The 24038-nt window shown below is 53.9% G+C and carries 16 protein-coding genes and 2 tRNA genes; 11 read left to right on the forward strand and 7 right to left on the reverse strand.

What is annotated here, in order from left to right; translation table 11 throughout:
* Positions 1–74 precede the first annotated feature (74 nt).
* The 4 genes from ACMZ66_RS14860 to ACMZ66_RS14875 form a co-directional block, all read right to left on the reverse strand.
* Entirely contained in the window at positions 75–263 is a 189-nt protein-coding gene (locus ACMZ66_RS14860; RefSeq protein ID WP_101246487.1) for a Trm112 family protein, read from the reverse strand.
* Positions 264–314: 51 nt separating this feature from the next.
* Positions 315–998, reverse strand: a complete 684-nt coding sequence (locus ACMZ66_RS14865; RefSeq protein WP_416938211.1) for an LON peptidase substrate-binding domain-containing protein — start codon at positions 996–998, stop codon at positions 315–317.
* The gene (trxA, locus tag ACMZ66_RS14870) at positions 995–1921 is read right to left on the reverse strand and encodes a thioredoxin (protein WP_416938212.1); all 927 of its coding nucleotides are present in this window, start codon (positions 1919–1921) and stop codon (positions 995–997) included. The genes ACMZ66_RS14865 and trxA overlap by 4 nt, the downstream gene beginning before the upstream one ends.
* A gap of 134 nt (positions 1922–2055) precedes the next feature.
* The gene (locus tag ACMZ66_RS14875) at positions 2056–2631 is read right to left on the reverse strand and encodes a prolyl-tRNA synthetase associated domain-containing protein (RefSeq protein ID WP_416938214.1); all 576 of its coding nucleotides are present in this window, start codon (positions 2629–2631) and stop codon (positions 2056–2058) included.
* A 163-nt stretch (positions 2632–2794) separates the two neighbouring features.
* Here ACMZ66_RS14875 and ACMZ66_RS14880 point away from each other — a divergent pair.
* From ACMZ66_RS14880 to ACMZ66_RS14895, 4 genes are all read left to right on the forward strand, one after another.
* A tRNA-Gly gene (locus tag ACMZ66_RS14880) sits at positions 2795–2869 on the forward strand.
* Between the two features lie 36 nt (positions 2870–2905).
* Positions 2906–2980: transfer RNA gene (locus ACMZ66_RS14885), tRNA-Gly, on the forward strand.
* A 220-nt stretch (positions 2981–3200) separates the two neighbouring features.
* Complete coding sequence (locus ACMZ66_RS14890; protein WP_416938216.1) at positions 3201–5417, forward strand: putative bifunctional diguanylate cyclase/phosphodiesterase; 2217 nt, start codon at positions 3201–3203, stop codon at positions 5415–5417.
* Between the two features lie 48 nt (positions 5418–5465).
* The gene (locus ACMZ66_RS14895; protein WP_416938218.1) at positions 5466–6104 is read left to right on the forward strand and encodes a DUF488 family protein; all 639 of its coding nucleotides are present in this window, start codon (positions 5466–5468) and stop codon (positions 6102–6104) included.
* A gap of 27 nt (positions 6105–6131) precedes the next feature.
* Here ACMZ66_RS14895 and fabI read toward each other — a convergent pair whose 3' ends face one another.
* Positions 6132–6890, reverse strand: coding sequence for an enoyl-ACP reductase FabI (gene fabI, locus ACMZ66_RS14900; protein WP_416938220.1), 759 nt, complete (start codon positions 6888–6890; stop codon positions 6132–6134).
* 371 nt (positions 6891–7261) lie between these two features.
* On the opposite strand from fabI, the gene ACMZ66_RS14905 reads away from it, so the two are divergent.
* The 4 genes from ACMZ66_RS14905 (at position 7262) to ACMZ66_RS14920 (ending at position 17554) form a co-directional block, all read left to right on the forward strand.
* A complete protein-coding gene (locus ACMZ66_RS14905; RefSeq protein WP_416938221.1) occupies positions 7262–12097 on the forward strand; it encodes an NAD-glutamate dehydrogenase in 4836 nt (1611 codons plus the stop codon).
* Between the two features lie 289 nt (positions 12098–12386).
* Complete coding sequence (locus ACMZ66_RS14910; protein WP_416938223.1) at positions 12387–13016, forward strand: TetR/AcrR family transcriptional regulator; 630 nt, start codon at positions 12387–12389, stop codon at positions 13014–13016.
* Positions 13017–13163: 147 nt separating this feature from the next.
* Positions 13164–14336 (forward strand): efflux RND transporter periplasmic adaptor subunit, encoded by a 1173-nt coding sequence (locus ACMZ66_RS14915; RefSeq protein ID WP_416938224.1) that lies wholly within the window; start codon positions 13164–13166, stop codon positions 14334–14336.
* Positions 14337–14374: 38 nt separating this feature from the next.
* Positions 14375–17554: an efflux RND transporter permease subunit gene (locus tag ACMZ66_RS14920; protein ID WP_416938226.1), complete on the forward strand. Its 3180-nt coding sequence runs from the start codon at positions 14375–14377 to the stop codon at positions 17552–17554.
* A gap of 71 nt (positions 17555–17625) precedes the next feature.
* Here the strand turns inward: ACMZ66_RS14920 and ACMZ66_RS14925 are convergent, their stop codons facing one another.
* Positions 17626–18270 (reverse strand): hypothetical protein, encoded by a 645-nt coding sequence (locus ACMZ66_RS14925; RefSeq protein WP_416938228.1) that lies wholly within the window; start codon positions 18268–18270, stop codon positions 17626–17628.
* A 298-nt stretch (positions 18271–18568) separates the two neighbouring features.
* Here ACMZ66_RS14925 and htpX point away from each other — a divergent pair, with 298 nt between their 5' ends.
* Positions 18569–19540, forward strand: a complete 972-nt coding sequence (gene htpX / locus ACMZ66_RS14930) for a zinc metalloprotease HtpX (RefSeq protein WP_416938230.1) — start codon at positions 18569–18571, stop codon at positions 19538–19540.
* A gap of 216 nt (positions 19541–19756) precedes the next feature.
* Positions 19757–21352, forward strand: coding sequence for a hypothetical protein (locus ACMZ66_RS14935; protein WP_416938232.1), 1596 nt, complete (start codon positions 19757–19759; stop codon positions 21350–21352).
* A 103-nt stretch (positions 21353–21455) separates the two neighbouring features.
* Here the strand turns inward: ACMZ66_RS14935 and ACMZ66_RS14940 are convergent, their stop codons facing one another.
* Entirely contained in the window at positions 21456–22175 is a 720-nt protein-coding gene (locus ACMZ66_RS14940; RefSeq protein ID WP_416938233.1) for a Bax inhibitor-1 family protein, read from the reverse strand.
* Positions 22176–22437: 262 nt separating this feature from the next.
* Between ACMZ66_RS14940 and ACMZ66_RS14945 the strand changes: the two genes are divergently transcribed.
* Positions 22438–23958: a hypothetical protein gene (locus ACMZ66_RS14945; RefSeq protein ID WP_416938235.1), complete on the forward strand. Its 1521-nt coding sequence runs from the start codon at positions 22438–22440 to the stop codon at positions 23956–23958.
* Positions 23959–24038 lie beyond the last annotated feature (80 nt).

Genomic DNA, 24038 nt, shown 5'->3' on the forward strand with positions numbered 1-24038 from the left:
GATCATCGCGCAGATAATTGATCTCGACGGGGGTGAATTCCGGCGTGAAACCGTCATGCGACATGAGACGCACCTTAATCTTCGATCGGGCGTGCTTCGTCTGGCAGCATGATCGGAATGCCATCGCGGATCGGATAGGCCAGACCGGCCTTCGGGCTGATCAGCTCGTTATTTTCACGATCATATTCAAGCGCCTGTTTGGTCACCGGACAGACAAGGATCTCAAGAAGTTTCGGGTCTACCGGGCTATGGGTCGCGGTCATGAATTCGGCCTTCGGGTTTGCTGTGCCGCATGCATGCTGCGGCAAATCACGTCAATTGGTGTGGATCTGCTTGGGGTCGGTGTGAACCGCCATTTCAAGCAAGGTCGTTAGCATATCGCCGCGATCATACAGCGTTGTGCATTCGAGCAAAGCCTGTTTTTCAAGCGGACTTAACCGGCAACCCATCGAAATGGTGGTGATCAGCATTTCATCGTCGCTGTCGGCCAGCGTATCCCAGCAGGACCGCAGCGAATGCTGCGCGAAATAGGCTTCCAGCGCCAGACGCAGGCGATCGCGGTTGATCTGCGTGTCCCCGGCCGGGATGGACAGGTCATCTTCCCACGGACCGAAATCGCCCCGAACGGTGCGATAACCGCCTTCATTGTCTGGCAGTTCTTCGATCACGTTAAAGCGGCAAACCCCGGTCAGCGTGATCAGGAAGCGCCCATCATCGGTTTCGCTAAAGGCAGTAATGCGGCCCGCACATCCGGTAGAGAATATTGGCGGGTGATCCGGGTCCATGAAATAGCTGTTATGCTGATCAGGACGCGGCTGGATCATGCCAATAATACGATCTTGCCCCAGGGCATCGGTCACCATGTTCATGTAACGTGGTTCAAAGATGTTCAGCGGCAAATGCCCGCGCGGTAGCAAAAGCGCACCGCTTAACGGGAATACCGGCATGATTTCTGGGAGATCCGAAAAAGCAGGATCGAATGGGCCGCATATGCTCATGAAAATAGCACCGTTGATAATGCACGGCGTCCTGCGACGCTGGCGGGGTCCATTGGCCCCCATGCTTCAAAAAACTTCAGGAGCTGAGTGCGTCCTGCATCTTCATTCCATTCGCGATTGGCACGAATGATTGCGATCATGGCATTGACGGCGTCTTCGCGTTTGTTGGTGGCAAAGCATGCCATGCCAAGGTCAAATTGTGCCTGCAAGTCGGTCGGGTCGGCGGCGACCTTGGCGCGCGCATCGTCCAGATCGGCACTGCTGTAGCCGGTTTCGGCCAGTTCAAGTGCGCTGATGGCAGCCGCAATCGGAGCCTTCATGCGGTCGATGTCAGACATGTTGTCAACGAAGTGGCGGGTTTCTTCAACTTCACCCATACCAACCATGCAACGGATCATGCCGCCGATGGCGGTTTCATTTTCTTGTTCGCGTTCAAGCACGCCAACATAGAGACCATGGGCGGTCTCAAAGTCATCCTCGGCCAACGCTGCGCTAGCCTGTTCAAGCAAAGCTTCAATCGGGCTTTCAATCGGGCCACCAGCAAGCTTCTCATAGAATGCGCGCACTTCGCTTTCAGGTTGCCCGCCCTGGAAGCCATCAACCGGGCGGCCGCCCTTGAATGCATAAACCGTCGGTACTGACTGAATGCGCAACTGCATTGCCAGTTCCTGGTTTTCATCGATATTGATTTTGACGAGTTTGACGCGACCACCTGCTTCGCGGGTGACCTTCTCGATCACCGGCGTCAGGTTTTTGCAAGGACCACACCAAGGTGCCCAAAAGTCGACGACAACAGGAACCTCCATAGAAGGTTCAATTACGTCTTGGACAAACGTCTCTACGCTGCTGTCTTTAATCAGGTCGGCGGCCTGATTCGGGCTGGTGGCGGTCTCAGGCGCATTGGCGTCAAGAATGATAGACATTATTGGTCACTCGCTAGTTCTAAATTCTAAATGATATCGCAGTGTCGGAACGACAAGAGGTATGGTTGCGATATTCCATATTGCTTATACGTTAATATGAGGCTTTTTAAGGAGTTACACGGCCTTGGCCGTGCTCATTCAGGTGTGGCTGTTTCCATCTCGGAAGCAAAATCAACAATCAGTGGCGTGTAGCCCAGAGACGAGATGAACTTCAACAGGTCTGCAGAGGAAATTGTCGTGGTGCGATCATTCCGCAAGGGGTGAAAGTTCAAAAGGTCTCCGTTGGCCAGTTTTGCATCCAGTGCCAGCCGCACCTTGCGCCCCTGATCATTGATCAGCGCAAATGGCGTGACGGACCCTGGTTTGACGCCCAATGTTTCGATCAAAAGTTCCGGTTTGCCAAAGGATAGGCGTGCACAGCCCAGGCGTTTATGCAGATGATTCATGCGTATCTCTGCTTCTTCCTCGGTCACCACCAGCCAGATTTCGCCCTTTTTGTCCTTCACAAACAGGTTCTTGGAATGAAGGCCCGGCAAATCACCGCGCAGCTTTTGCGAATCCTCGACCGTGAAAAGCGGTTCATGCTCGTGAGTTGTCGTTTCGATTCCCAGTTTTTGCAGGTGATCGAAAAGTACGGTTGATGGATCGCTCATGCTCTTTCCCTTGTGGCTGTGCTGCGCGAAGATAACCAAGTTCAAAACCAGACGCAAATTTGCGTAAGCAGGGTCGGATTTCGTCAATTGAGACCACCAAAGTCAAGGAAAACCGCCAAAATTTGCGATGTTACGATTTCGTGGAAAAAAGGGTTGCAATCGCTCTTTGTTGGGCTATTATCCGCGCCGCTCCACAGGGGCAAGAAACAAACTGATGAATGCGGGCGTAGCTCAGGGGTAGAGCATAACCTTGCCAAGGTTAGGGTCGAGAGTTCGAATCTCTTCGCCCGCTCCATCAGCAGGTTTCTTAGATCATCGTTTTCATGATGATGCGGGCGTAGCTCAGGGGTAGAGCATAACCTTGCCAAGGTTAGGGTCGAGAGTTCGAATCTCTTCGCCCGCTCCATGATGAAAGTTCCAAAAAGGCTGTCCTTCGGGGCAGCCTTTTTGCTTTTCCGATTCGTCTTTCCAGACTTCATTAGGGAATCACATTATTTCCGGCTTAATCGCAGAGAATAAGCGTTTTCCACTATTGAAAAATCATCCCGATTGGCAAATCTGTTAGTAGAGCAGGAGCTATTCGTAAGGGTAGAGAATAATGCCTGTGCTCTATAAAGGGATATCGGGTGCCGAATTCAGGATTCTTCACGCATAAAAACTTTGTGCTGACGCGGACCTTGCCGATCGCGATTGCGGCTCTGCTGCTGAATTTTGGTGGCTTCTGGCTGTTATATTGGACGACGCAAGAGGCCGACAGGGTCGCCTATGAGCGTCAGCATCACATGTTTGAGCGTGTGATTGGCGACATGCGTGATCAGATTGCCCATGATCAGGAAAGTGTGACCATCTGGGATGACGCGCTGATTGCTGTGCGTGATGGCGATTATGAATGGGTCGAATGGAACCTTGGCACATGGATGCAGGAATATTTTGACCATAACGGCCTGTTTGTTTTCACTGCGGATGATGAGCTGCTTTATGAATTTATCCCTGAAGAAGGTCAAGATAGCCTTGATCACGCCGCAGCTGCGCAGACGATCGAGCGGCTGATAACAGATCTGCGCGCAAAGATTGCCACAGATGGCATCGAAATCGACACGGAAGCCTATTTACAGACCCCAGGTGCGGTAGATGTTGCAGAAGTGAATGGCAGACCGGCAATCATTAGTGCCAAGCCAATTGTTTCTGATACGGGTGAGGTCCCACAGGAACTTGGAAAAGAATACATATTTGTCGCCCTGCGCTATCTTGACGGACAGTTCCTGAGCGAAATTGAACGCAAGTTCCTTTTCGACAAGTTGCGCTTTTCTCCGACCGAAAATGTTCGTGGTCAGGAAGCCTCGAACCGTCTTGTTGATATGAGCGGTGCGACGATCGGTTATTTCATCTGGGTGCCCTATCAGCCGGGAAGTGCGGTTTTCTCCTACCTGCTCCCAATGCTGATCGCGCTTGGGACAGTCATTGCTGTTTTGATTGTCTTCTTTGCCGTGCAATTGCGCACTCGCATCCGCAAGCAGCGTTTGGCAGAACGCAAAATGCTGCATATGGCCCGCCACGATTCCCTAACAGGATTGCCCAACCGGTCTTGCTTTAATGATCGGGTTGATATGGAGCTTGCCCGAACGAACCGCGATCCGTCCGGTTTGGCGCTGTTGTTCATCGATCTTGATCACTTCAAACAGGTCAATGACACGATGGGGCATCAGTCCGGCGATGAAATGATCCGGACGGTCGCTGCGCGTTTGCGCTCCCTGACGCCAAAAAACGAGTTGGTCGCCCGCGTGGGTGGTGATGAATTTACCTTGTTGCTTAGCCACCTTTCCACCCAGCAAGAAGCAGAGGCATTTTGCACAGATCTGTTCCAGATTTGCCGTGAACCCGTCGACATCAAGGGGCGCCACGTTCCCATGGGCATGAGCATCGGTGTTGCCTTTGACGCGGACGGGTCAATTGGCCGCGAAGAATTGATCCGTCGTGCTGATGTCGCGCTTTATTGGGCAAAGGGAAGTGGTCGTAACCGCTTTGTGGCCTTTGATCCGGAAATGGATGCGATCAACCGCGAAAAGCGCCAGATCGAGCATGACCTTCGCGAAGCCCTTAATGATGGTACCTCGCAACTTCATCTCCAGTTCCAGCCTCTGTATCGCTTGCCGGAAGAGACCCTGTTGGGGTTTGAGGCGCTGGCGCGTTGGGAGCACCCCGAACAGGGCTTTATCCCGCCAGACCGCTTTATTCCCGTGGCAGAAGAAACCGGCTTGATCCTGAAGCTTGGTGAATGGGCGCTCCGATCTGCCTGCGAGGCGGCAATGCATTGGCCAGATGTCGGCATCAGCGTGAATGTGTCGGTGCTGGAATTTGATGATCCGGATTATGTCGAACGGGTCAAAACGATCCTGGAGGAAACCGGGTTTGAGCCCCACCGATTGGTGCTTGAGGTCACAGAGACAATTATCGCCACCGGGGATCGAACCGATCATGTTCTCTCCGCGCTCAAGGAGCTTGGCGTGATGGTGGCGATTGATGATTTCGGAACCGGGTTCTCATCGCTTGGTCGGTTGCGAGACATGCATGTCGACATCATCAAAATCGATCGGGTCTTTATTGAGCAGATTGATGTTTCTTTGCATGACCGCGAATTGGTGCGTGCGGTCATTGACTTTGCCCATGTTGCCGGGATGCAGGCAACCGCCGAAGGGGTCGAGACAGAGGCACAAGTCGATTGTCTGCGCAAAATCGGCTGCGACAACCTGCAGGGCTTTTATTATTCTCGCCCGATTGATGCGCATATGGTTGATCAACTGGTGCATAAACGCCCCGCGGCACCAGCACAGGCCGCGCGTTAAGTCTGATCACGTCTTGCCTTTGTGCGCAGGATCGGGTGTTTTGATCGCATGACAGTCCCATCATCCAATTCCGCCAGCAACCCGAAAATCATCTACACGGTTGGCTATGCGGGCCATGACCGTGACAGCCTGCTTGCGCTGTTTCGGGCGCATGGCATTTCGGCGGTGGCGGATATCCGGACTTTCAAACGATCAAGTTACTGGACCGCATTTGACTCGGACAGTTTCGGGCCGTTCCTGCGCGAAAACGGTATTGCCTATGTTTTCTTGGGCGATGTGATGGGCGGAAAGCCGCAAATCCCGGATTTGTATCCCGACGGGCAGCTTGATTACGGTCTGATGGCGCAAACGCCGGAATTCAAATCCGGCATTGAGCGGTTGGTGTCAGGGGCCGGGAAATATCGGATCTGTTTGATGTGTGCGGAAAAGGACCCGCTTGATTGTCATCGCACACTTCTGATCGCGCCGGCCCTCAAAGATGCCGGTTTTGATCTGCGCCATCTGGTCGAAGGTCGGGTTGAAAGCCAGTCGGAAACAGATGCCAGAATGGTCAAAATCAATGGCGGCGATGTGCCGGATTTGTTTGCGGCCGTTGCCCCTGATCCCGATGCAGATGTGAAGCTGGCACTGGCAAAACAGATCAAGCGCGTAGCACCCAAGGCAGATGACGCCATAAAGGGGCGTTAAACGCTGTCTGAGCGCGTTTGGGCATGCTCAGCCCATGATGTTGTAGCCGCCATCAATATGCACCACATCGCCCGTCAGTGACTTTGCACGGTCGCTGACCAGAAAAGCTGCCAGCTCGCCAATCTCGTCAATCGTCACGAGGCGTTTGGATGGTGCGCGTTGGGCGGTTTCATCCATCAGATGCTGGAATTCAGCAATGCCGGATGCAGCCCGGGTCAAAAGCGGTCCCGGTGAAATTGCGTGGCATCGAATATTCTTGGGGCCCAGTTCGGCCGCCATATAGCGTGTTGTACTTTCAAGGGCGGCTTTGACCGGGCCCATCACACCGTAATGATCCACCACGCGTTCGGATCCCATATAGGTCACAGTCAATATCGCACCGCCATCGCGCATCAGGGGTTCGGCGCGTTTGGCTAGCCTGGCAAAGGAATGGCACGAAATATCCATCGCGGCCAAAAAGCCGTCGCGCGAACAGTCAATCACGCGCCCATGCAGGTCCTCGGCCGGGGCAAAGGCGATGGAATGCAACAGAAAATCAAGCTTTCCCCATTGTTTTTCGATCTGGGAAAACAACATGTCTGACTGTTCTTCGTTTCGCACATCAAGCGGGGCGATTATCGCGGCATCAACAGCATCGGCCAATGGGCGCACATGCGGCTCGGCCTTTGGGTTCAGGTAAGTCACCGCCAAGTCAGCGCCTTCGCGCTTGAAAATACGCGCACAGCCCCATGCAATAGACAGATCATTGGCAATTCCTACGATCAGTCCTTTTTTGCCTTCTAGCATGGCGTGTCTCCAGTCGGTTGGTGTGCGGGCGCGAAGATGATCGGCGTGTTTGGCAGTATCTATAAGCTTAAGACATTTTGCATTGCAAAAAAGGACAAAGTTCTGTGACAGAACTGCCTAACAGTTAATCAGAAAGGTCCATGCTATGCTGTTGGTGAAATGAATTTTTTTTGTGCAGAAGCATAGTTTTTAGGCACTTGATCGGCTATGTGTAGCCTTGGAGAGAGTCGTCGGAATTCCTGTGTTCCAATAACGGAAAACCCCCGATTTTCTCTGTAAATAAAAGCTAAACATCCGTGGTGTGTGATGCCGGCCGCAAAGGTCGGTGTTTCGGTTCTGGCAAACAGAACCGGGAAAAAGGGAAATTGGACATGAAAGCCCGAAAGGACGACCCGAAACGGGAAGTCATCGACAAGGTTGTCGAACAAATCCAGCAACGCATAAAAGGCAAGACGGCGAAGGATGCAGAAGCATTCGTTCGCCTTTTTTACAAGGATGTTCCGCCCGACGACATGGCTGGTCGATCCGTCGACTCGCTTTATGGCGCGGCGTTAACTTTATACAAATTCGCGCAAAAGCGCCCGTCAGTTGATGCTGCCAAGATCCGCGTTTACAACCCCGATCTTGAAGAGCATGGCTGGAAATCCGATCACACCGTGATCGAGATCAGCAACATCGATATGCCGTTCCTGGTCGATTCCGTGACCTCGGCACTTCATGAGATGGACCTGACTGTTCATCTTGTGATCCACCCGATCATGCGCATTGCGCGTGATGCCAATGGCGAACTTCAGGCCGTTGCAAGCGTCGAGGATTCCGAAGATCCGCGTGAATCGGTCATGCATGTCGAAATTGACGAGCAAACCGATCAGGCCGTTCTGGCACATATCCATGAACGTCTGGAAAACGCGCTGACCGATGTGGCGCTTGCTGTTCGCGACTGGCAGCCGATGCTTAAAAAGGTCACCGAAGTTCTCGAAGAAATCGGTCAAACCACTGGTGGTGAGGCCGACGAAGACCGTCAGGAAGTCAAAGATTTTCTTGGTTGGCTTCACAACGATCACTTCACCTTCCTGGGCTATCGCGAATACAAATTCAAAACGTCGGGCAAAAAGACCCCGGTCGATGTCGAGGTGAAAAACCAGCTTGGCATTCTGTCACGCGAAGGCACGCACATCTTTGATGAGCTGCGCCAGATCGGCAATCTGTCGGCTGAGGTGCGCGATTTCGTCACCAGCCCGAACCTTTTGATGGTGACGAAAGCCAACAAGCAATCAACCGTGCACCGCCCGGTGCATCTTGATACGATTGTTGTCAAACAGTTCGACGATAAGGGCAAGGTGATTGGCCAGCATCTGTTTGTCGGCCTGTTTACCTCGGTTGCCTATAACCTCAGCCCGCGTCTGATCCCGCTTCTACGGATGAAGTTGGCTGAAACGGTCAAACGCGCCGGCTTCCCGCCAGCCAGCCATGATGGCAAGGCGCTGGTCAATATCCTTGAAACCTTCCCGCGTGACGAGCTGTTCCAGGTCGAACTTGATGACCTGTATCATACCTGCATGGGCATCCTGCACCTGCAGGAACGTCAGCGCATTGCCCTGTTTGTACGCCGTGATGCGTTTGAACGGTTTGTCTCCTGCCAGCTGTTCTGCCCGCGTGACCGGTTCTCGACCAAGCTGCGTCTGAAATTCCAAACCGTGATCGAAAACGCTTTCGAGGGCAAAGTTTCGGCCCACTACACCCTGATCGGTGACAGCCCGCTTGCGCGTTTGCACTTGCTGGTCAAAACCAGTCCGGGTGAGCTTCCGGAATATGACGTTGTCGATATCGAACGTCAGCTGGTTGAAGTGGCCCGTGACTGGTCCGATACGTTGCGTCAGGTTCTTGTCCGTGAAATGGGCGAAGAGCGCGGTTTGGCACTTTATCGTCGCTATGGCGAAAGCTTCTCAAGCGACTATCGCGAGCGTTTTTCGGTTGAAAGTGCAGCGCTTGATATCGAACGTATCGAAGACGTGATTAAGGCAAGCGACCTTCGGGTGAACCTGTATCGCCCGATCGAAGCAGCCGAGAACGAACTGCGCTTCAAGATCTATAACCCGGGCATGCCGGTTCCGCTGTCTGATGTTTTGCCGATGTTGGAAAACATGGGGCTTAAGGTCATTACCGAGAACCCGTTTACGGTAAAACCGCGCGAGATCGAAACCAACGTTCGCATCCATGATTTCGGCGTGGTGGTTGATGGCGAGTTCAATCTGCATGACGTGCGTGACAAGTTCCAGGAACTGTTCGTCCGCATGTGGCATGGCGAAGTCGAAAACGATGCCTTTAACCGTCTTGTTCTTCTGGGTGGATTGCATTGGCGTGAAGTCGTTATTCTGCGGGCCTATGCGCGTTACACCCGTCAGATGGGCTCTGCTTTCTCGCAGAACTATATGGCCAAGACCCTTGCAAACAATCCGGGTCTGGCCGCCGCACTCGTTTCCCTGTTCGTTGCGCGGTTTGATCCGGATCGTGATCCGGCCAAGGCATCCGAGGTCGAAGCGATTGAGGCTGACATCATTTCGCGCCTTGAAGATGTGATGAACCCGGATGAAGACCGCATTCTGCGCGCCTTCCTCAATCTGGTTCAGTCGACCCTTCGCACCAACTTCTTCCAGAACGATGCGAACGGTAATCCGAAGCCGTATTTGTCGGTCAAATTCAATTCCGGCATGATCGAAGACTTGCCGCTGCCCCGTCCGTGGCGTGAAATCTTTGTCTATTCCCCGCGGGTCGAGGCAGTTCACCTGCGCGGTGGTCCGGTTGCCCGTGGTGGTATCCGCTGGTCCGATCGTCAGGAAGATTTCCGTACTGAAATCCTTGGTCTGGTCAAAGCCCAGATGGTCAAGAACGCGGTCATCGTTCCGGTTGGCTCCAAAGGCGGCTTTGTCGTTAAGCGCCCGCCAGCAGATGGTTCGCGTGAAGCATTCCTTGAAGAAGGCATTGCCTGCTACAAAACCCTGATGAGCGGGATGCTCGATATCACGGACAACATTGTTGCTGGCGAAATTGTTCCGCCAAAACGCGTTGTGCGTCTTGATGACGATGATCCGTATCTGGTTGTTGCGGCTGATAAAGGCACTGCGACCTTCTCGGACATCGCCAATGGTGTTGCCCGTGATTATGGATTTTGGCTTGATGATGCCTTCGCATCGGGCGGCTCGCAGGGCTATGACCACAAGAAAATGGGCATCACAGCACGTGGTGCGTGGGAATCGGTCAAACGTCATTTCCGCGAAATGGGCAAGGATATCCAGACGACGCCATTTACCGTGGCGGGTGTTGGTGACATGTCTGGGGACGTGTTTGGCAATGGCATGCTTCTGTCTGAACAGATCAAGCTGGTTGCTGCATTCAACCACATGCATATCTTTGTCGACCCGGATCCGGACCCGGCGAAAAGCTTTGCTGAACGCAAACGTCTGTTTGACATGCCGCGTTCAAGCTGGACTGATTATGACAAGAAAACCATGTCCAAGGGCGGCGATATCTATGATCGCAAGGCCAAGACGCTTGATCCGTCACCAGAGGTCCGCAAACTTCTGGGACTTGATAGCGGCAAGGTGACGCCGGCCGAAATGATGAAGGCGATCCTGAAATCCGATGTCGAACTTCTGTGGTTCGGCGGGATCGGGACCTACATCAAATCAAGCAACGAAACCAATGCTGATGCCGGTGACCGCGCCAATGATGCCATTCGTATCAATGGGCGTGAGATCCGCGCAAAGGTCATTGGCGAGGGTGCCAACCTTGGTGCAACACAGCGTGGCCGTATCGAGTATGCCCATGCAGGTGGTCGTTTGAACACAGACGCCATCGACAATGCTGCGGGCGTGAATTGCTCGGATCATGAGGTCAATATCAAGATCCTTGTCGGCGAAGTCGTTGCTGCCGGCGATATGACCGAGAAACAGCGTAACAAGCTTCTGGTCGAGATGACCGATGAAGTTGGTGATCTGGTTCTGCGCGACAACTATCTGCAAAGTCAGGCGATTTCCAATGCCCATGCGGTAAATGCGGAGCTGCTTGATGCGCAGGTTCGCCTGATCCGGATGCTGGAACGCGAAGGTCGTCTGAACCGCGAGATCGAATATCTTCCAGATGACGAGGAACTCGTCCGTCGTGCCAACGCACATGATGGTCTGACCCGTCCGGAAGTCTCGGTGCTGATGCCATATGCCAAACTGTGGCTCTATGACGAGGTGCTGGAATCCGATCTTCCGGATGATCCGATTTTGGTTGAGGAATTGGTGCGTTATTTCCCGACACCGCTTCGCAAGAAATATGCGGATGCGATCTCGGGGCATCGTCTGAAACGGGAAATCATTGCGACCGTTGCCACCAACAGCCTGGTCAATCGTGTCGGCGGTACTTTTGTCCATGACATGATGGAAGCAACCGGACTGTCGGCAGTTGATGTATCGCGCGGTTATCTGATTACCCGTGCTGTGTTTGGTTTGCGTGATCTTTGGGCCGGGATTGAAGCCCTTGATAACGTGGTTCTGGCCAAACTTCAGACCAGCATGTTCCGTGACATCAACCGCATGGTCAATGACGTCACCCAATGGTTCCTGCGCAATTGCGAGGAACTCAATGTTGGGGCCAAGATCGAGCTGTTCCGTCCGGCTGTGTCAAAGGTCATCGCGGCCTTTGATGAAATCGTGCCTGAAGATGCCGGTTTCCGCACTGCGTTGGAACAAAAGGCACAGTCGCTGATCGCACAGGGTGTTCCCGAAGAACTCGCACGTCGGGTGGCCTCGGTCGCACAGATGGTTGCGATCTGTGATGTGGTCCGCATTGCGGAGGCGACTGGTCGTGACGTTCTCGAAGTTGGTGCGACCTACTTTGCCGTCGGTGCACGCTTCCAGCTTGGTCTGATGCGGGCCGCAGCCGAATCTATCGAAGCCGAAACCCATTGGCAGAAACTGGCGCGTGCAGCCGTGATTGATGATCTGTTTGGTCATCAGCGCGAACTGACCCGTGCGGTTCTGGCATCGGGCAAGAAGGGCAAGTCCGGCTCTGATCTGGTGGATGCATGGGTTGATACCCATCAGCGCGGATGTGCCCGCTGTGATGAGCTGATCAACGAACTGCGTGCTGCAGGTCAGATTGATCTGTCGATGATCACAGTTGCCAACCGTCAGATCCGTGCTTTGACCGGTGCGTGATCTGCGATCCTGATCGGATCATGATCTTTGTGAAAGAGGGCGCCTTTGGCGCCCTCTTTTGATTCGGTGCTGTTTTGCCGGTGATATGGCCGGATCTTGGCAAAGATACCGAAATGACAGTGCACAAAGGTTTCAGATGCGAATTTCGTTAAATCTTTGAGTTTGCAAACATTCCTGTCATTCTACTGCCATTAATACATGATGATCTGACAATGTATCGGGTGCGTTGGCTTGCAAAATACCAACCGGTACGTATATCTGTCATATACAAATAAAACAGGTTAAGCCCATGAGGAACGCCGCAGAAACCCGGATCAAGTTGCTTGAAACAGCCATCGAGCTGTTGGCAACGCGCAGTTATCACGATGTTGGTGTCAGTGATGTGTGTAAGCATGCTGGCGTCACCAAGGGCGCGTTCTATCACCACTTTGACAGCAAGGCTGAACTGTTTGCCGCCTCTGCACGGCATCATTGGGAAAAGGGCAAGGACGAACTTCGCGCCATCTTTTCCCCCGATGTGCCACCGATTGAGCAGCTAAATGGCTATATCGAGCTGATTTGTAACAAACAGGAACGCTACGCCGTCCCGGGTGAAAGCGAAGTCTGTGTCTGCCCGATCTTTACCGCCGGCGGTCAGGTGGGGCCGGAAGACGAAGCCATTCAAACCTGCTCGCGCGAGTTGGCCGAAGAACAGATCAAGTATCTGTCATCCATGGTGCGCGGCCTGAAGGGCGAGGGCATGTTGGATCAGGATGGGGACGTCACAACCTTGGCGCGACTGATTTTCCAGTATGTTCACGGCCTGCTGACCTATGGACAAGTTTTTAATGATCTTGATACCGTTCGGTCTGATATTCGCGAAGGTATCTGCAGAATCCTTAATTTACAGTGCAAATTCAGAAAGTTAGAGACGGTTTAAAACGTCTCGTTAGGCGGTGAAAATAAAATAATTTTAAAAAATCGCCACTTTTTTGCCTTTTTGCACTTGCGATCAAACCGATCGGTATGCATCTAACCATCAAACGGGCCGCTTATGTGCGGTGCAACGCATTTGGAAGATGGTAAGATGCAGTCTCGATCAAAACGCAAAATTCTGCTGCCAGTTGCTGCCTTGGCGCTGGTCGCTGCCGCCGGTGGATATGGTCTGCATATCACCGGATCCGCTGCTGATGAGGTCGCGGTTCAATCCGCCCAGTCGGCTCCCCCCGCAACCCCGGTCACCGTATCGGGTGTCAAAAGTCAGTCTGTCCGCCTTTGGAGCAACTTTTCCGGCCGCCTGAGTGCGGTGGAAGAAGTACAACTGCGCCCGCAGGTCAGTGGTGCGATTGTTGAAATCCGCTTTGAAGACGGTCAGTTGGTCAATCAGGGCGATATCCTTGCCGTGATTGATCCGCGCAGCTATCAGGCTGCAGTCAACGAAGCACGTGCCGAACTTGCCGCCGCACAGCAAAACCTGTCGCTGGCGAAAAAGGAAAAGGAACGTGCGGAAAAGCTCGTCTCCAACGGTACAGTTTCCAAGCGCGTCTATGACGAACGCCTAAGCACCCATCAGGTCGCGCAAAGTGACGTCAGCCGCGCAAAGGCAAAACTTGAACTGGCTGAAATCGAACTTGATCACGCCTATGTCAAAGCACCGATCAATGGACGTGTCAGCCGGGTTGAGCTAACCGTGGGTAACCAGGTCAATTCGGGTGCTAATGCCCCGGTTCTGACCACGATTGTCTCAACCGGTAAAATCTATGCCGATTTCGATCTGGATGAGCAGACCTTCTTTGCAAGTCTGGGCGATAGCGGCAAGATCGATGGTGCGGCACAGACCATTCCGGTCAATATGACGCTTTCGAACGGTCGCCATATTTCCGGTCACGTTCACAGCTTCGATAACCGCATTGATGCGCGCACCGGCACCATCCGTACCCGTGCGCTGTTTGACAATCTTGATGGCAGTCTGCTGCCGGGCACCTTTGCCAGCCTTCAGGTCGGCACGCTTGCCAAAAGCGACGTCATCATGGTTTCGCCAGAAGCCGTCAGCACCGATCAGGATCGCAAATTCGTTTATGTCGTCGAACCGGACAACACGGTTGCCTATCGTCAGGTGACTTTGGGGTCTGAAATCAATGGCATGCGCATTGTGACATCGGGCCTGAACGAAGGTGATCTCGTGATCGTTAATGGCATCATGAAGGTTCGACCAGGCATGCCGGTCGCCCCGGAAATTCTGCAGGCCTCCGCATCGTAATCGATGTGTGACTGCGCTTTAAAGCAAGGCTGAAAATCATGCAGAACCTGTCCCGATTTTTCGTGGATCGCCCGATCTTTGCCGGCGTCCTGTCCGTCCTGATGTTGTTGGCGGGCCTGATTGCCATGATGCGTTTGCCGATTTCCGAATATCCGGAAGTCGTGCCGCCATCGATCGTGGTCGAAGCCAAATTCCCCGGCGCCAATCCCGCCGAGATTTCCGAAACAGTTGCATCCCCGCTTGAAGAGCAAATCAACGGGGTTGAGGGGATGCTCTATATCAACTCGCTGGCCACCACCGATGGCAACCTGTCGCTGACCGTGACATTTGAAATCGGCACCGACCCCGATCTGGCCCAGCAAAAAGTCCAGAACCGTGTGTCGCAGGCCGAACCGCGTCTGCCTGATATCGTGCGTCAACTTGGCGTTACGGTGTCGAAACGATCACCGGATTTGACCATGGTCGTGCATTTGCGTTCGCCAAATGAACGCTATGACATGCTTTACTTGCGTAACTACGCGACGCTCAATGTCCGTGACAGACTGGCCCGTATCAACGGCGTTGGTCAGGTCGGCCTGTTTGGGTCGGGTGACTATGCAATGCGCGTCTGGCTTAATCCGGACAAGGTTGCCGAACGCAACCTGACCGCCGGTGAGGTGGTCTCGGCCATCCAAAGCCAGAACGTTCAGGTTGCTGCTGGTATCATTGGCGGTGCGCCTTATGACAGCGGTGTGCAGTTCCAGCTGCCGATCAATATCAGCGGCCGTTTGCAAAGCCCGGAAGAGTTCGAAGACATCATCATCAAACGCGAAGGCGATGGCACAATCACGCGTTTGGGTGATGTGGCCCGTGTCGAAATGGAAGCACAGCAATATGCACTGCGTTCCCTGCTTGATAACAAGCCAGCGGTTGCTATTCCGATCTTTGCGTCGCCGGGCTCGAACGCGCTTGATATCTCAAGCAACGTTCGCGCAACCATGGAAGAACTGAAACAGAACTTCCCGGATGATCTGGATTACTCGATTGTCTATGACCCGACCGTGTTTGTTCGTGGTTCCATCAAGTCGGTCATTATGACCCTGCTTGAGGCGGTCGCACTTGTTGTGGTCGTGGTGACAATCTTCCTTCAGACATGGCGTGCATCGATCATTCCGTTGTTGGCCGTGCCGGTATCGATCATTGGTACCTTTGCGCTGATGCTGCTGATGGGCTTTTCGATCAACGTTCTGTCACTGTTTGGATTGATCCTCGCGATCGGGATCGTGGTCGATGATGCGATTGTTGTTGTCGAAAACGTTGAACGTAACATTGAACGTGGCCTGTCACCGCGTGATGCCACCGTTGCCGCCATGCGCGAAGTGACCGGACCGATCATTGCGACCTCGCTTGTGATTACCGGCGTGTTTGTGCCGATTGCCTTTATTTCTGGCCTGACCGGTCAGTTCTATCAGCAATTTGCCCTGACGATTGCCATTGCGACGATCATTTCGACCATCAACTCGCTCACGCTTAGCCCGGCCTTGTCCGCAGTTCTTCTGCGCAGTCACGACGCGCCGAAAGATTGGCTGACGCGGGGAATGGACTTTGTCTTTGGCTGGTTCTTCCGGGGCTTCAACCGCTTCTTTAACCGCAGCACCGATCTTTATGCCGGTGGTGTGAAGCGTCTGCTGGGCGTGAAGGCCATCATGATGGCGCTTTATGTCGGTCTTCTGGCGCTCACCTATCAGGGCTTCCAGATCCTGCCGACAGGCTTCGTTCCGCTTCAGGACAAGCAATATCTTGTCAGTTTCGCCCAGCTTCCGCAGGGCGCGACACTGGATCGTACCGAAGACGTCATTCGTGAAATGTCTGACATCGCGCTCAAAGAGCCGGGTGTTGAAAGTGCCGTGGCCTTCCCGGGGCTTTCGATCAACGGTTTCGTTAACAGCTCAAGCGCTGGCATCGTGTTCGTGACGCTCAAGGACTTTGACGAACGCAAAAGCGATGATCTGTCGGGCCTGGCGATTGCTGGCAAGCTTCAGCAGAAATTTGCTGGCATTGAAGAAGCCTTTGTTGCCATCTTCCCGGCACCACCGGTGCAGGGTCTTGGGACCGTTGGTGGGTTCAAACTGCAGGTGCAGGATCGCTCTGATCAGGGCTACGGCGCGCTTGATGATGCGATGAAACAGGTCCTTGCCAAGGCATGGGCAGCACCGGAACTGACCGGTGTGTTTTCAAGCTATAACATCAATGTGCCGCAGCTTCAGGCAACGCTTGACCGTACCAAGGTCCAGCAGCTTGGCATTTCGGTTGATGAAATTTTCCGGACCATGCAGGTCTATCTGGGATCGATGTATGTCAATGACTTCAACGCCTTTGGCCGCACCTATCAGGTGATTGCACAGGCAGACAAGCCATACCGTTCAAGCCCGGAAGACATCCTGCGTCTGCAAACACGTAACGCAGACGGGGACATGGTGCCGCTTGGTTCTGTTATTTCCGTAACCGAAACGTTCGGTCCGGACACGGCGATGCGCTACAACGCGTTCCGTTCGGCTGATCTGAACGGTAATGCTGCACCGGGTTATTCCAGTGGCGAAGCACAGGCTGCGATCACGAAGATCCTTGAAGAAACATTGCCGCCGGGCATGTCCTATGAATGGACGGAGCTGACCTATCAGCAGATCCTGGCGGGCAATACAGCGATCTTTGTGTTCCCGATCTGTATCCTGCTCGTGTTCCTGGTGTTGGCGGCACAATATGAAAGCCTGACCATGCCATTGGCGGTGATCCTGATCGTCCCGATGAGCATCCTGTCGGCAGTCTTTGGTGTCTATCTGTTTGGGGGTGACAATAACATCTTCACCCAAATCAGCTTGTTTGTGCTGGCCGGACTGGCATCAAAGAACGCCATTCTGATTGTCGAGTTCGCCCGCGAACTTGAACATCAGGGCCGTACCACACTTCAAGCCGCGATCGAGGCCAGCCGCTTGCGTCTGCGTCCGATCCTTATGACTTCTTTGGCCTTCATCATGGGTGTCGTCCCGCTGGTTCTGTCCAGCGGTGCGGGTGCCGAGATGCGCCACGCGATTGGTATTGCCGTCTTCTCGGGCATGCTGGGCGTGACGATATTTGGCCTGATCCTGACCCCGGTCTTTTATGTTCTTGTACGCATGATTGGCCGGCGCAACGAAGTTCGCTCACTTGATGAGGTTGATGCACACCAACCTGCGGAGTGATCGATATCGTTGCACAAACAGCCGGACCGTTCTTATCCCCCCGACCCCGCCGGTCCGGCTGTTTTACTTTTCTACTGATTTTCCAATGCAAGCTTGCGGATGCCCAGAAATGCCTCGGTATCAATCGGAACCAGCGGCCCTTGCCAAGTTCCAGCTTGGGCTGGTGATGGCGCATCCCAGTCAATTGCAGGCTGTTTTGGCAAATTCTCGGCCGATGGCCAGCGATCTCCACCAAACAGTTCATCGCGGTAATCGCCAAGGGTGCCAAGCGTTCCAGCTGGGGCTTCTTTGACGGTCAGGCGGGCGCCATATTTGCGTTTAAGTTCTGTCTCGACCCGGTTTTCAACGAATTCGGTCAACTTGTCGCCGGTTAGCCCTTTTTGTTCGCCAGCATTCTTGGCAACACGGAATTCAAATCCGTAATCCATGCCGTTTGATATGTTGGCGTTATTGCTGCCAAATACCGCGGTCAGTTGCCCATCAAGGTAATAGGCGCGCGTCACATCCGCATCGGCATTGTCATCAAGCCAGTTGGACAAATTGTTCTGAGCATTCTGTTGAGTATTGGCAAACTCGGCTTGGCGTTCCTGCCAAAGAGCTTTCCACTCATCAACGGAATAGTCGGTGGCATATTCGCCGGTTTGACTGTCAATCGGGCGGGGCGGCGTCAAAAGCTGTGCGCCAACCAATGAAATTTGTCCCTGAATAGTGACCATGATGAACCTCGTTGCGGTGTCTTGGGGCGAAAAGACAAGCAATCCAAGGGCCAAATATGCATAAAAGCCGGGTTGTGGCGGTATTGCGCCGGTTGCACGATGTGATGTTGGTCACCTGTGGTGTCTGCGTCTAAAATATTTGGTGATCTCAGCGGTTTAGCGGGAATAATCTTCCCACACCAACGAATAAATTCCTTATACGATTGCGATCAAGCAGACCAAGTTTGCCGGGTGCTTGCCATTGGCAAACTTCGCCTTATCTTTCGTTCGGAATGTTTGTCGATAAGGGTTCTCGACCATGAACTATGTGCGTACAGGTTTGTTGCTGGCCGGACTGACGGCACTGTTTGGTGCGGTCGGCATGATGATTGGCGGCCAGCAGGGCATGATCATCGCGCTGATCTTTGCCGCGGCGATGAATGTGTTCGCCTATTGGAACTCGGATGCGATGCTGCTTCGGATGAGAAGCGCACGCGAGGTGGATGATGTGACCGCACCCGAATTGGTGGCGATGGTGCGCGATCTGGCGCGCAATGCCGATCTGCCAATGCCCAAGGTCTATATCATCGAAAACCCGCAACCCAACGCCTTTGCCACCGGCCGTAACCCGGAAAATGCAGCTGTGGCGGCAACGACCGGGTTGCTTAAGCTGCTTGATCGCAACGAGATCGCGGGTGTCATGGCCCATGAATTGGCGCATGTGAAAAACCGCGATACCCTGACCATGACGATCACGGCAACCATCGCCGGTGCGATTTCGGCACTCGCGAACTTTGCGATGTTTGCCGGTATGTTTGGCGGGAACCGGGAAAACAACAATCCGCTTGGCGGTATTGGTATGATCCTGATTGCCATTCTGGCTCCGATGGGGGCGATGATTGTGCAGATGGCGATTTCGCGAACCCGCGAATATGAAGCCGACAAAATCGGGGCCGAGATTTGCGGCCATCCGATGTGGTTGGCCAGTGCGCTGAACAAGCTTGATAAGGGCGTTCACGCCATCCCGAACATGGAAGCCGAACGCAACCCGGCAATGGCGCATATGTACATCGCCAATCCGCTGTCGGGCAAAGGGGTCGATAACCTGTTTTCGACCCATCCCAACATGGCCAACCGCATTGCCAAACTACAGGAAATGGCGATGGGGCCGGTAAGTCGTCCGCAGGCGGCTTCGACCCCGGCATCGTCTGGTCGATCAGCCTCCAGCCCATGGGGCAAAAGCCCATCAAAACCAGCAGCACCGCGCCGTCGCAAGCGACCTTGGAATTAATCCAGAAAACCTGATCTATCGCAATGTAACCGGTCATTTTGACCGGTACGTTGGTGCTGATCCCTATTTGAGGATTGTTGAGATTATTCTTCGGTATTAGCTGAAACCATTCTGGTCTGGATTGACCATCTGTGTTTGGCAGAAGACAATAAGCGGATAAAATTCAGGGAACCCACAATCCGGGTTACGCGCCACGGGGTACCAATAAGGGAAAAAATGGCTGGGTTCTGGTCGATGGTTGGCCTTGTGATCAAGTCATTGATCACAGGCAACGACGCAGTCAATGATTTGGGGGACACGGCCGATATTGGTTCGGCTGGCGATGATCCTGTATGTCTTTATGCGATTGCGCGCTTCAAACCGCCGACCGGTGATGACACAGCTGACGGCTTTGCCGATTTCCTGACCCATGTTCTGGCAAATGTTCCTGCAAGTCAGGCCGTGCGCCTTGATCAGTTCTTTACCCCCAACCCCGAAGCAACCGATCCGTTCCAGGCCATGCGTGAAGTACAGCTTAATGTGCTTAACATGGGGCATCGATTGGATGCGGATGCCGCATTCTGGGGGCAATATAATGCCAATACCGGTCACTTTGACGTTCACCTGATCAGTGATGGGCTGACAACGTCGCTTTATGACCTGTTATTGCCGCTATCCTATAGCTTCCGGCAACCAGACCACCCTGATGTTGCCGAGGCGCTCAAGATCCTTTTGGGTGCCCAACTTGTTTTGAAGTCGCGTGGTGGCGATCAGCGTCTTTTGCAAATTGCGCGTCTGTCATCGACGCTTGAGGATTTTCAGGAACGCATCAATCACGGCGAATATTTCAACGCGGCGGGCAGTGGTGTTGCGCTGGCCTATGCGTTTGGCGCCTATATGCTAAGCGAAACCGGCGATCGATCCTATTGCGCCAGTGCGCTTCGCGTGCTGGAGCCGCTGGTGCGGCAGATATTGGGTGATGCCGGGACCAAACCACAGGAACCCGCCGCCAAGCCAAAAGCGCCGTCGGGTCTTTTGGGCGAGGCCCTGCACCAAAAGCAGGCGGCCACCAAGGAGCTTCGCACCGAAGATCTTCTGGGCCTGATCACCGATCACGCCAAGTTAAGCTCGCAATCGACAGCGGTTCTGGCGCTTTATGGTGGGCTGGTGAACTGGTCGTTGATTGCCAACCTCAAGGCGCGTTCTGGTGCGTTGGCGATGGGCATCTGGAAGCTTTTGGAACTTCGCGTGGAATTGTCGGTCGGGACGGCGGTTGATCGGGCGATCGCGGTTTGCAAACTTGGCGAAGCCATGGTTTGTGCGGGCAAGGATGCCGAAGACGCCAAGATCGTCGATGCCGGTGCAAGCCACTATCGCCGGGCAATTACGATGGTTAATACCCGTGCGCATGCTCCGCTTTATTCGCTTGTTGCCTATGGCCTGGCCGAGGCAATCGTCGCATCAGCAAATATCAATGACATCAATATCCCCGACGCGCAGGTCGTACCAGTGTTTCAAGCCGCCCTAAAAGTCTGTGCGCGCAGGGATCATCCCTATATCTGGGGGCGGATCATGTTTGCGCTTGCCACGGTCTATCTTACCGTTGGGAATGTTCATCAGGATTCCAAATCTTTGACCAAGGCCCGTATGGGCTTTTCCCAAGCCTATGAGGCATTTATTGATGCCGGGGCCAAAGGCGCGGCACGTGCCGCGTCAGGCGGATATACCCGAACCGAAAACATGTTGTCGCAACTTGGTCATCGCAAGGCGGTGATGGACGCCACGGGCGGCGAAGGTTCTGGCGAGGCTTCAGGCAAGGAAGCCGCATCCTAACGCTGCCGCATCTTAACTGGTGTCCGGCCTAATCGATCACAGACAAAAAGAAACCCCCGCAGCGGGTGCTGCGGGGGTTTTGACTGCGACTGCCGGGTCACTTCTATTCGCGGTTACCGAAGAAGTGCAGCAGCATGATGAACAGGTTCACGAAGTCGAGATACAGACGCAGTGCGCCGAACAGGGCTTTTTTGCCTGCGGTCGCTACGTCGTCATGCTCGTGATACTCTTCCTTGATGCGCTGGGTGTCGTATGCGGTCAGGCCGGTGAAGATCAGGACACCAGCAGCCGAGATAACGAACTGCAGCATGCCGCTACCCAGGAAGATGTTGACCACGCTGGCAATGATGATGCCAATCAGGCCCATGAACAGGAAGCTGCCCCAACCCGACAGGTCCTTCTTGGTGGTGTAGCCAAACAGGCTCATCGCACCAAAGGTACCAGCGGTGATGAAGAAGGTACGTGCAATCAACTCACCGGTATAAACCAGGAAGATCGAAGCAAGGGACAGACCCATCAAGCCGGCATAAATCCAGAATGTCGCCTGTGCTGCGCCGAAGCTCATCTTATGAATTCGTGCGCTCAGGAAGAAAACAAGCCCGATCGGGGCCAGCATGACAATCCAGTGCAGACCGGTGCCGAAAATAGCCTGCATCAGGGTCGGGCTGGTCGACACAGCCATTGCCACGATACCGGTCAAGGCAAGTGCGGATGCCATGTAGTTATAGACACGCAGCATATAGGCGCGGAGACCTTCATCGATCTCGGCCGCCGACCGGCCAACCGAGACGTCATAGCCGCGTTGACGCGTTTCAAAAGCCATTGAAATCCCTCTTTGATCCAATTGTGAGCAGAACATAGATATACAATTCTGCGATGATCAAAATATGGCAGGATTTCCGCGAAAAGCAACGCTTTGACGGAAACGGCAAGGATGAGGGGCAGACATCTGTGATCTTGTTCACGTTGCAAGTTACGCGATTGTGAATTTGCCATGACGCGACAGAACCGCGAAACCGGTCTATCATGGCGCTTAAGGAGAATTCACAATTATATGCCAACAGGTTACCAAGCCCCGGAACCATATGCCAAAGATCGCCATGCCAGATATCGCCTCACATCCAGACAAGCGTAAATTCGCCTCAAAATCGGGGTCGGGGATTCGCGCGCTTGTTCTGGCCTGTGCAACGGCCGGGATGCTCGGTTTTGGACTGTTTGGCCCGGCTTTGGCCCAAAACGCAAATCTAAGTGTGAAGCCTGATAGCGGTGATATCCCGATCTTTACCGAAAAATATGCCGACGCAGAATTTTGTGCCGATGGTACCGGGAATGGTCCCTGTGCGGTCGCCCCGGTCGATGTGCCGGAATTTGATGCAAGCTTCGTCTATCGTTTCCTTGCCTATCATGCGCAGCGCCCGTTTGACCGTTTTTCCTGGCAGGCCTTCACATCGCTGATGGCGCCGGTTGATGATCCATCCCAACCTGCCATCTGGGAAAGCTTCCCGACCAGACGCACATTGTTTTCCGAGGTCGGCTATCCCAATTCCGCCTGTGCCAAGGATCTGCCCAGCGGGCATCTGTTGTTGGCAAGTTATGTGCAATCGAGTGGCGATATCCTGATCGATCAGGCCGGGAATTTTGTTTTGTATGAAACCCGGATCAATCCGGTCGCAGAAACCTATATCCGCGAAAATGATCTACAAAGCCCGGTTGGGCGCAAGGCGTTTGCTGCTTCTGGCCAGGACATCTCCTTTCCCACCGGGCATGTGTTTGAAGAAATCGTCGGAAAAGTCCCGTCAAACGACACGGATGTGGGCATCCCACCCTCTGCGCCTGGCGTGATGGGCGCGCAGCTTTTAAAATTCGCTTGGCGCATCCTGCCCTCCGATGGCGCGTCCGTAAACACGACATCAGGCGCGTATTACGCCCGCCCGGCCCGGATCGCAGTTGCCGGAACAGACAGCCTTGATGGCAAACCGGCTTGTCTGGATGTGACGGTGGGATTGGTCGGGCTGCATCTGGTGCAACGTGTGGCCAGTGGCAATGGCGATCGCTGGATCTGGGCAAGCTTTGAGCATGTCGGGAATGTGCCGCTCGCCAAAAATGCACGGCGACCCAACAGCATCATCACCGATAATCTGTTCCCCGATGGGTGTCTGGCACCGGATGATGCTGGTGATCAATTTGCCTTCTATGGTGGCAAGGTCGGGGCAGGGCAGGAGGCCAACCAGTCGATATCAGGGCCTTTGAAATGGGCGCGCGAAGAACCTTATGCCCGATTGGCATCGGGGGAGGTTGCATCTGGCCCGGATATTGTCCGGTGTTGGCGGCTGTTCTCCGGAACAGCCGAAAGCAATTTCATCTGGCAGAGCAAGCTTGGGAACTCCGTCTGGGCAAATTACTTGCTGCTGGGGACACAATGGATTGGCAATCCCGGCAATGCGCCGTTCGGGGTTGGGGAAGTACCGCGCTATCTGACCAACAGTGCGCTTGAAAGCTTTATGCAGCATCAAACAGATGCCAGTTGCCTGAGCTGCCATGATCGGGCAACAACCGATACCGGGCAGCGATCAAACTTTACCTTCCTGCTTGACCCGTTGCCGTGACCGTTGGTCAGGCATTTTCCTGATTGCGCGGATACCCCGCATACAGACCTTCCAATTTTGTGCGTTTGGCACTAGCATGC

The sequence above is a fragment of the Thalassospira sp. genome (assembly GCF_048059015.1).
Classification (GTDB): domain Bacteria; phylum Pseudomonadota; class Alphaproteobacteria; order Rhodospirillales; family Thalassospiraceae; genus Thalassospira.

Excerpts from the sequence above, each read along its gene's own strand:
- ACMZ66_RS14860 (WP_101246487.1), bottom strand. The coding sequence starts at position 263 with ATGACCGCGACCCATAGCCCGGTAGACCCGAAACTTCTTGAGATCCTT.
- ACMZ66_RS14865 (WP_416938211.1), bottom strand. The coding sequence starts at position 998 with ATGAGCATATGCGGCCCATTCGATCCTGCTTTTTCGGATCTCCCAGAA.
- trxA (WP_416938212.1), bottom strand. The coding sequence starts at position 1,921 with ATGTCTATCATTCTTGACGCCAATGCGCCTGAGACCGCCACCAGCCCG.
- ACMZ66_RS14895 (WP_416938218.1), top strand. The coding sequence starts at position 5,466 with ATGACAGTCCCATCATCCAATTCCGCCAGCAACCCGAAAATCATCTAC.
- fabI (WP_416938220.1), bottom strand. The coding sequence starts at position 6,890 with ATGCTAGAAGGCAAAAAAGGACTGATCGTAGGAATTGCCAATGATCTG.
- ACMZ66_RS14905 (WP_416938221.1), top strand. The coding sequence starts at position 7,262 with ATGAAAGCCCGAAAGGACGACCCGAAACGGGAAGTCATCGACAAGGTT.
- ACMZ66_RS14910 (WP_416938223.1), top strand. The coding sequence starts at position 12,387 with ATGAGGAACGCCGCAGAAACCCGGATCAAGTTGCTTGAAACAGCCATC.
- ACMZ66_RS14915 (WP_416938224.1), top strand. The coding sequence starts at position 13,164 with ATGCAGTCTCGATCAAAACGCAAAATTCTGCTGCCAGTTGCTGCCTTG.
- ACMZ66_RS14920 (WP_416938226.1), top strand. The coding sequence starts at position 14,375 with ATGCAGAACCTGTCCCGATTTTTCGTGGATCGCCCGATCTTTGCCGGC.
- ACMZ66_RS14925 (WP_416938228.1), bottom strand. The coding sequence starts at position 18,270 with ATGGTCACTATTCAGGGACAAATTTCATTGGTTGGCGCACAGCTTTTG.
- htpX (WP_416938230.1), top strand. The coding sequence starts at position 18,569 with ATGAACTATGTGCGTACAGGTTTGTTGCTGGCCGGACTGACGGCACTG.
- ACMZ66_RS14935 (WP_416938232.1), top strand. The coding sequence starts at position 19,757 with ATGGCTGGGTTCTGGTCGATGGTTGGCCTTGTGATCAAGTCATTGATC.
- ACMZ66_RS14940 (WP_416938233.1), bottom strand. The coding sequence starts at position 22,175 with ATGGCTTTTGAAACGCGTCAACGCGGCTATGACGTCTCGGTTGGCCGG.
- ACMZ66_RS14945 (WP_416938235.1), top strand. The coding sequence starts at position 22,438 with ATGCCAAAGATCGCCATGCCAGATATCGCCTCACATCCAGACAAGCGT.